Annotated in this window: 3 protein-coding genes and 1 pseudogene; all 4 read right to left on the reverse strand. The window is 65.0% G+C overall.

The genetic code is table 11. The features are described from left to right. Positions 1-2,849: transporter substrate-binding domain-containing protein (locus ACLFQI_RS09765; RefSeq protein ID WP_410758899.1), on the reverse strand; the 2,849-nt coding region annotated here is incomplete at its 3' end. Next, positions 2,846-3,922, reverse strand: coding sequence for a PAS domain-containing protein (locus tag ACLFQI_RS09770; RefSeq protein ID WP_410758902.1), 1,077 nt, complete (start codon positions 3,920-3,922; stop codon positions 2,846-2,848). The genes ACLFQI_RS09770 and ACLFQI_RS09765, both read right to left, overlap by 4 nt. Further along, positions 3,855-4,910: pseudogene (locus tag ACLFQI_RS09775) on the reverse strand (response regulator); the annotation flags it as partial. The gene ACLFQI_RS09770 and the pseudogene ACLFQI_RS09775, both read right to left, overlap by 68 nt. Positions 4,911-4,981: 71 nt before the next feature. Then, positions 4,982-7,526, reverse strand: a 2,545-nt coding sequence (locus ACLFQI_RS09780) for a DUF3418 domain-containing protein (protein ID WP_410758900.1), incomplete at its 5' end; no start/stop codon positions are given.

Raw genomic sequence — 7,526 nt, forward strand, 5'->3', positions numbered from 1 at the left:
ACCTCGGGCGGGCAATGGATGGCAAACGCCAGCCCCTTCTCTGCGGCCGGCCGGGCCACCATGTCGTGCAGTTGGTCAAACACCTCGGACAGCGCGAACGGATGCTCATCCAGGCGCAACTGGCCGGCTTCGATCTTGGACAGATCCAAAAGATCGTTCAAGAGACCGAGCAAGGTCTTGGCGGCGCTCTGAGCCGCGAGCAGATAGTGGCGTGTGGCATCGTTCAGCGCGCCGTCCAGACATAGCGACTGCATGCCGAGAATGGCATTCATCGGCGTGCGGATCTCATGGCTCATGTTGGCGAGAAATTCGCTCTTGGCGCGATTGGCCGCCTCCGCCTTCGCTTGCGCCGCGCGCAGCCGCGCCTCGGTGGCACGCTGCTCGGTGACATCGATGAACATCACCAGATAACGCTTGCTCAAAATGACGGCAAAGGCAAGCAGGGTTCGCGTCTGCCCATCGGCGCACTGAACCCTGGCTTCCATTGGCCCCACCAAACCATCGGTGGCCAGCGCGCGCTCAACCTGCTGTTGCCAGTCGGCGGCAATCTGACGACGATAATCGGGATCGGGATAGGCCAGAGGCCACCAGCGATCGATCTCTTCGATCTCTTCCAATCTGTAACCGATGAGGCTGCGAAAACGCTGATTGATCAACTGGGTTCGCGCTGACGCACTGTCTGCGATCAACATCGGCAGCGGCGCATGCTCGATGAGGGCGTGCAAATCGGACTCCAACTCACGCACGGATGCTTCCAGCCGCAGACGCTCGGTCAGGTTGACACTCAGCCCCTCGATGCGCACCACGCGGTTGCGGTCATCCTTGACCGGAATCGCAAAGCTGAGCAGATAGCGGGGCTCACCATCAAGCTCATAATGCAAGGTCACCGGCGCGGGCGCCTGGCCGCGCCAGCAGGTCGCCAGCCCTTGCTCGATGCGCTCCAGGGTGTCGGGGCTCCAGGCGGCAATCTCGCCCCAGTGCTTGCCCACCATGTCGCGATCATCGATGCCGAAGAGTTCGCGCGAACCGGCACTCACATCGAGCAGGACGCCCTGCTCATCGAAGGAGTAAAACTGCAACACCGAGCGCGCCGACTCGACCATGCCGCGATAGCGTTGCTCGCTCGCCGCCAGGCTGCGTTCGGCGCGCCGGCGGCGGGCGATTTCGCGTGCCAGACTCAGGTTCCACAGCAGGATCAGCGTCAGCACCAGCGCGGCACCGAGAGCAACTTGCCACAGCCGTTGATAATCGACGTGCGCCGGCGGCGGCGCGCGCAGCCAGCGGCTTTGGATGGCGTCGCGCGCCTCTTGGGGAATATCCGCGATGGCGCGCTCCAGTAGCCCAGCCAAGATGTCCCAGTCCGGGCGCACCGCCATCGCCAACTCGTAAGTAAAGGGGACTTTCCCAGCGACGCGGATCTGGAAGCGTTGTTGGCTGGCAATGGCGTGACTGACCGCAAACAGATTGCCAATCAAGGCATCGGCGCGCTCCTCGGCCAGCCAGCGCACGGCGGTCCCCACATCCGGGGCCGGTACCCGCTCGATCTCGGGATGCTCGGCGCGCAGCCACTCCTCGGTGGCATAGCCCTCGATCACCAGTACCCGTTGCCCGGCGAGATCTGTCATGCTGCCGATCAGCGGCGTTTCCACACGCGCGAACATCGCCACCGGAAACTGCAAGTAAGGCGTGGTGAAATGCCAGGGGCCTTGGCGGCGTTGCGGGGTCGGCGTGACCCCCGGCAGCAGGTCGAGGTCGCCGCGCGCTAGCGCGTCCATCGCCTCGGGCCAGACATCGATCACCTGCGCCTCAAAGCCCACCCCCAGCCGTTTTTCGAGTTCCCGCACATAGTCGGATGTGATTCCCGCCGGTTGGCCTTGGGCATCCTGGTATTCGATTGGCGGCCAGTGGTCGAGGCCATAGCGGATCACTGGATGTTCAGCGAGCCACTGGCGCTCGACCGCGCTCATGGGCAGGCGCGGATCGATGCCGAACAAGAGCGCTTGATCGATCCAGGGATCAAGGATGGTCCGCCATTGTGCCTTGGTGATGCTCGCCAGCGCGAGATTGAGGATCTCCACCAGGGGCGCCCAGTCCTCGCGAATGGCCATGGCGAGTTGGTGTTCGCTGCCTTCGAGTATCCCAGCGATGCTAAAGCCAATCAGGGTCTTTTCCCGCCGCCACCAATCGAAGGTGCCGGGGGCCACCGCCAGGTCAATCTGTCCATCCATGAGCGCGCTGGCTAGGGCTTGATTATTGGCAAACAAAACCAGATCAAGCTGCTCGGCGACCGGTGCCAGAACCTTATCAATTAGTTGGTAGCCTTGCAGGGTGCCAACACGTTTTCCGGTGAGAGCATCAAGACTGGTTCTCGGTAGCGCTTCTCCGTCGCGTGTGTAGAGGTAGAGATAGGTTGGGAAATAGTTGTCGGTCAGCAGGAAAGCATCGTCCCAGATCGGTAGTCGCACGACCGCCAGCAAACCATCGATGCGTCCTGCCCTGGCATCCTCGATCAGCGCTGGCCAATCAGAACCCACCTGCAAGCGGATTGCGGTGCCGAGCCGTCGATTGAGCCAGTCGAGCAGGTCGATCATAATTCCGGATAACTGACCATCGTCAGCGCGGATCAAGGCCGGCGGCCATAGATCCGACATCCCTAAGACGATGTCCGGATGGGCCTCCAGCCAGGCGCGCTGCGCGGCGCTCAGTGGGATGGCTTCGGCAGACGCGGCGGGCGTCTCGCCCCCGGCCTCGCTCCCGCTCGCCAAGCTGATGACGAGACCGCTCGCGAGCAGCAGCGCAAACGCTAAGCGCTTGCAGGCGCGTGCAACCGCTCGGATGCGGCCTGTCATTGCTGGCTTGCCGGCATCCACAGATGGATGCAGGTGCGATCCTCCGCATCCGAGGTGCTCATGCTCAACCGAAAGCCCATGGTGTCGGCCATGAGTTTGGCGGAATAGGTGCCAAGCCCGGTGCCATTGGGTTTGCCGTGGGTGCAATATTTGTCGAAAAACCGTTCGCGCATCGGCGTTGGCACCGCGCCACGGTTGCAGATGTCGAGCAGCACCCGATCATGGGTCTCAGGGCCCATCTCACTAGGTTCGCGGATGTTCGGGCGCATCATCCATCGGTCCCGCGTCGCCTGCGGTGCCTCATCCGGCTCGCCAAGTTCGCGGATGTCCAGGTGAATAATCTCCCCGGGCGGTGAGGCCTCGACGGCATTGGTCAGCAGATTCCCGAGCATCGACAGCAGCAGACGCCCATCGCCGGCGATCATCACCGCACCAGGCGCGCTCGCCGCTGCCGACTCCAGCGCTTGGCCATTGTGGCGCAGCACCAGGCGCAGTTGCTTGCGGCTCAGCGGTTCGGCGACGAAGGTGCAGACCGTCCGCACGCTGTGCATCAGATCGACGGGCTTCGCGCTGTAGCAAAACTGACCGCTCTCCATTTTGAACAGGTCGAGCGAGAGATCGATCAGATCGAGCATGTCCCGACCGGATTGGCGAATCAGTTCGATATCCTCGCGTTGCTCGGCGGTCAGATTCTCGTCCATCAGCAACAGCTCGGGCAGATTGACGATGGGATGGAGCGGCGCTTTCAGGTCGTGCCGCATGATGCGCTCGACATCCTCCCTGATGCGTTCGAGCTCCTTGCGATCCTTGATGTCTTGCTTGACCGCCACATAGTTCCGCAGCACCCCCTGCTCGTCGAACACCGGCGAGATGCTGCTTTCCACCCAGTACAACTGCCCCTGTTTGTTTTGGTTGATCAGTTCGCCGCGCCAGGTCTCGCCGCGCTTCAGGGTCGCCCACATCTGCCGGTAGAAGTCCTGACTTTGTTTCCCCCGACTGCAGAAAACGCGAATTCTTCCCGATCGCCTCCTCGCTGCTGTACCCACTGAGTTGGGTGAAATAGGGGTTGACATAGAGAATATCGCCCTGAGCGTCGGCCACGGTGATCGAGACCGGCGCGCGTTCCACCGCCCGCATCAAGGTCCGCAAGCGCGCATCCTGCGCGCGTTGCTCGGTCACATCGAGCGCGATGCCCTCGATCAGATCCAGCTCGCGTTCCTGGTCGAAGATCCGGTAGGCATGCATCTCGAGCTGGCGCCAGTCGCCGTCCGGGTGGCGAAAGCTCAGCTCAAAGCGCAGGTTGTCATCGCCTTGCGATAGCCAAAGCCAGTGTTCCTCGGCCACTTTTGCCCGCGATTCCGGCGACCAGTCGGCCAGGTCGCGCCAGCATTGCCCAATCGCCTCCTCGGGGCTGGCGCCGCCGAGCAACGGCGTGAACCCCTCGGAGAGGTACAACAGCCGGCCATCGGGCGCATTGGTGAAGAAAAACAGCCGGTCGGCCAGTTCCGAGGTCAAGCGCGCAAACCGCGCCTGGCTGGCGCGCAACGCGGCCTCGGCCTGTTCGCGCTCGGCGATCTCGCGCGCCAGCAAGGCGTTTTGGGTTTCCTGATCATCGCGTTCGCGTATCACGCGCGCCACCAGGCTGTTACTCGCCTGCAAGGCCTGCCGCGCCTGCTTGATCTGATTGGCCAAGGCGAGCTGGGCCTTGATCCGCGCCTGCACCAAGCGGGGGTTCACCGGTTTGGTGACATAGTCCACCGCGCCGACCTCAAACCCGCGCTCCTCGTCCTCGGGGCGATGGCGGGCGGTGAGAAAGATCACCGGCGTTTCATGGGTGCCTGGGATGCTCTTCAGCCGCTGACACAGCGTATAGCCATCCATCTCCGGCATCATGATGTCGAGCAGAAACAGATCGGGCGGCTCGAACTGGCGCACGATGGCGAGTGCCTCGGCGCCTGAATTGGCCACGCGCACGCGATAATCCGGCTTCAGCGTATTGAACAGCATCTTGAGATTATCGACCTGGTCGTCGACAACCAGGATGGACGGGGTTTTTGGCATGACAACCTTCAAAACCTCAAGATGCCTGATGGAGGCAAACGAATTGGGCCAACAGTCTATTCTAAACGCGTCTATAACCCCAGCTCACGCCAACGCCGCTCGACACGCTTGACCGACACCGGATAGGCGGTGCCCAACTGCTGCGCGAAGAGCGAGACGCGCAGCTCTTCGAGCATCCACTGCATCTCGTCGAGCCGCTCGTCGGCACGCCCGGCGGCCTGCGCGGTGGTTGCCCGTTCGCGCCAGCGTTCGAGCAACGGGGCCAGCTCCTGCATGCGCTCACGGTCGCGGATCGCGGCCTGCGGCAGCTTCTCGGCCCGCTGCTCCAAGGCGTGCAGATAGCGCGGATAGTCGCGCAGATGCGCGAACGGCACCTGCACCAGGAAGCCGCGATAGACCAGGCTGTCGAGATGCGCGCGCATGTCCAGCACCGAGGGCATCCATTGCATCTGAGTGATCCCCGCCAGGCGCTTGCGCAGCGACTGATAGCGGCCGAGGAGCGTCGCGGCCAGGCCGCACACCTCTTGCGCGACCGGCGACAGGCGCGGCTTGTGGGCGCTCAGGCGCTGCTCGAAGCCGGCCTGATCGCGGATCGGCGGCTGGCCTTCGGTGAAGGTCAGGTCGAGGATCAGGGCCAACAGCTCATCGGCGAGATCGCCGCCAGCGGATGCCGCATGGCCAGCATGCGCCCCATTGCCGGTGCGCGTTCCACGACCGGCATGCGCCCCACGGCCAGCCTGCGTTCCAGCGCCAGCCAGCGCCGCCGCGGGCGTCAGCGGCGGCGCCGAGAGCAGCGCGCCGGCCGCCAAGGGCGCCGGCGCGGGCGCCTTCGCGTATTGCAGCCGCATACGGTCGATCCCGCCCTCGCGCGCGCAGAGTTCGCGCCGCAGCCCGCGCAGATCGCCGCCCAGCGCGAGCATGATCAACCGCCGCAGTCCGGCGCGCATGGCGAGCGCGGCGCTCTGCTCGGAATCCAGCACCCGCACCGCCACCGCATGACCCTGATCGACCAACGCCGGCCAGCCGCGCAGCCGAATCCCGGCGCGATCCAGATCCAGATGCTCGGGCAGGTCGCCGAAGTCCCAGCGCTTGAGGCCGTCGCGCTCGATCGGGTGATTCCAGAGCGTCGCGCCGGCTGGAGCGCCCGCGCCGTCACCTGATGGCCTGCCTGAGCGTGGCTCCGCGTTGTTCCCCGCCGGCTTGCCCGAGCGGTGCTCCGAGCCGGGCTCCGAACCGGGCTCCGAACCGGGCTCCGATTCATGCCCCGAGTGATGCCCGAGCCGACCGCGCGCTCGGCCGCCCGAGCGGTGCCCACCGCCAGCCTGCGCCGCGCCTCCCGCGTCGGCGCCAGCGCCAAGCCCGGAACGGTGTCGAGCATCGCCTCGACCGTCGCCCAGCTCAGCGTTCGGCTCACCACCCAGCTCGCCGCTGGCAAGACGGCGCTTGAGCCGCAGCAGGTCGTCATCGAGCGCCAGCGGGCGTCCATCCGTCTCCACCAGCCGCACCTTCATGCGCAGATACGGCGGCAGCGCGCTTTCGTCCCAGGCATCCTCGGGCACCTGCTCGCCAGTCAGCGCCTTGAGTTCCTCGGCCACCGCCCGCAGCAGCGGTCGATCGGAGGGCGTCAGCCGCGCCGCGACCCGCGCGGCGGTGTCCGGCATCGGCACGAAGGCGCGGCGCAGCTGTTTCGGCAGGCCGCGCAGCAGCGCCGTGATGCGCTCTTCGAGCAGCCCCGGCACCAGCCATTGCAGGCGCTCCGGCGAGACCTGATTGATCAGCAACCGCGGCAGTACCAGGGTGACGCCATCGGCCTCGTGGCCGGGCTCGAAGCGGTACTCCAGCGGCAGTTCGGTGGCGCCGATCTGTAACCGATCCGGGAATTGCTCGGCGGTGATCGCGCGCGCATCGTGCTGCATCACCTGATCCAGATCCATGTGCAGCAGCTTGGGTTGCTTCTGCGTCGCCTTGCGCAGCCAACGCTCGAACTGAGGCTTGGAATAGATGCCGGAGGGCACGCGCTCCTGATAGAAGGCGTAGAGACCTTCCTCGTCGACCAAGATGTCACGCCGGCGCGATTTGGCCTCGAGCTGATGAACGTACTCGATCAGCTCCTGATTGTGCCGCCAGAACGGGGCGCGGGTCTCGAAGTCGCCCTCGACCAAGGCCGAGCGCAGGAAGACCTCGCGCGCCTCGGCGGGATTGATCGGCCCGAAGTTCACCCGACGTCGGCTGAACAGGGTGAGGCCATAGAGGGTGACGGTCTCAAAGGCCGCGACCTGGCCGGCACGCGATTGCCAGTGCGGCTCGGCGTAGCTGCGCTTGAGCAGATGCTGGCCGGCCCGCTCGATCCAAGCCGGCTGGACCTTGGCGCAGATGCGCCCGTAATCGCGCGTGGTCTCGACCCGCTCGGCGCAGACGATCCACTTCGGCGTGGTCGCGAACAGCGCCGAGCTGGGATGGATATAGAAGCGCCCGCCGCGCGCGCCCTGATACTCGCGCTGCTCGTCCTTGCGGCCGATGGTGCTGAGCAAGCCCGTCAGCAGCGCGCGATGGATCTCCTCGAAGGTGCCCTCGGCCTGGGGCTTGCCTTGGTTCTCGGCCTGGTTCTTGCCTTCG

Source organism: Halochromatium sp., assembly GCF_046541315.1.
Taxonomy (GTDB): domain Bacteria; phylum Pseudomonadota; class Gammaproteobacteria; order Chromatiales; family Chromatiaceae; genus Lamprobacter.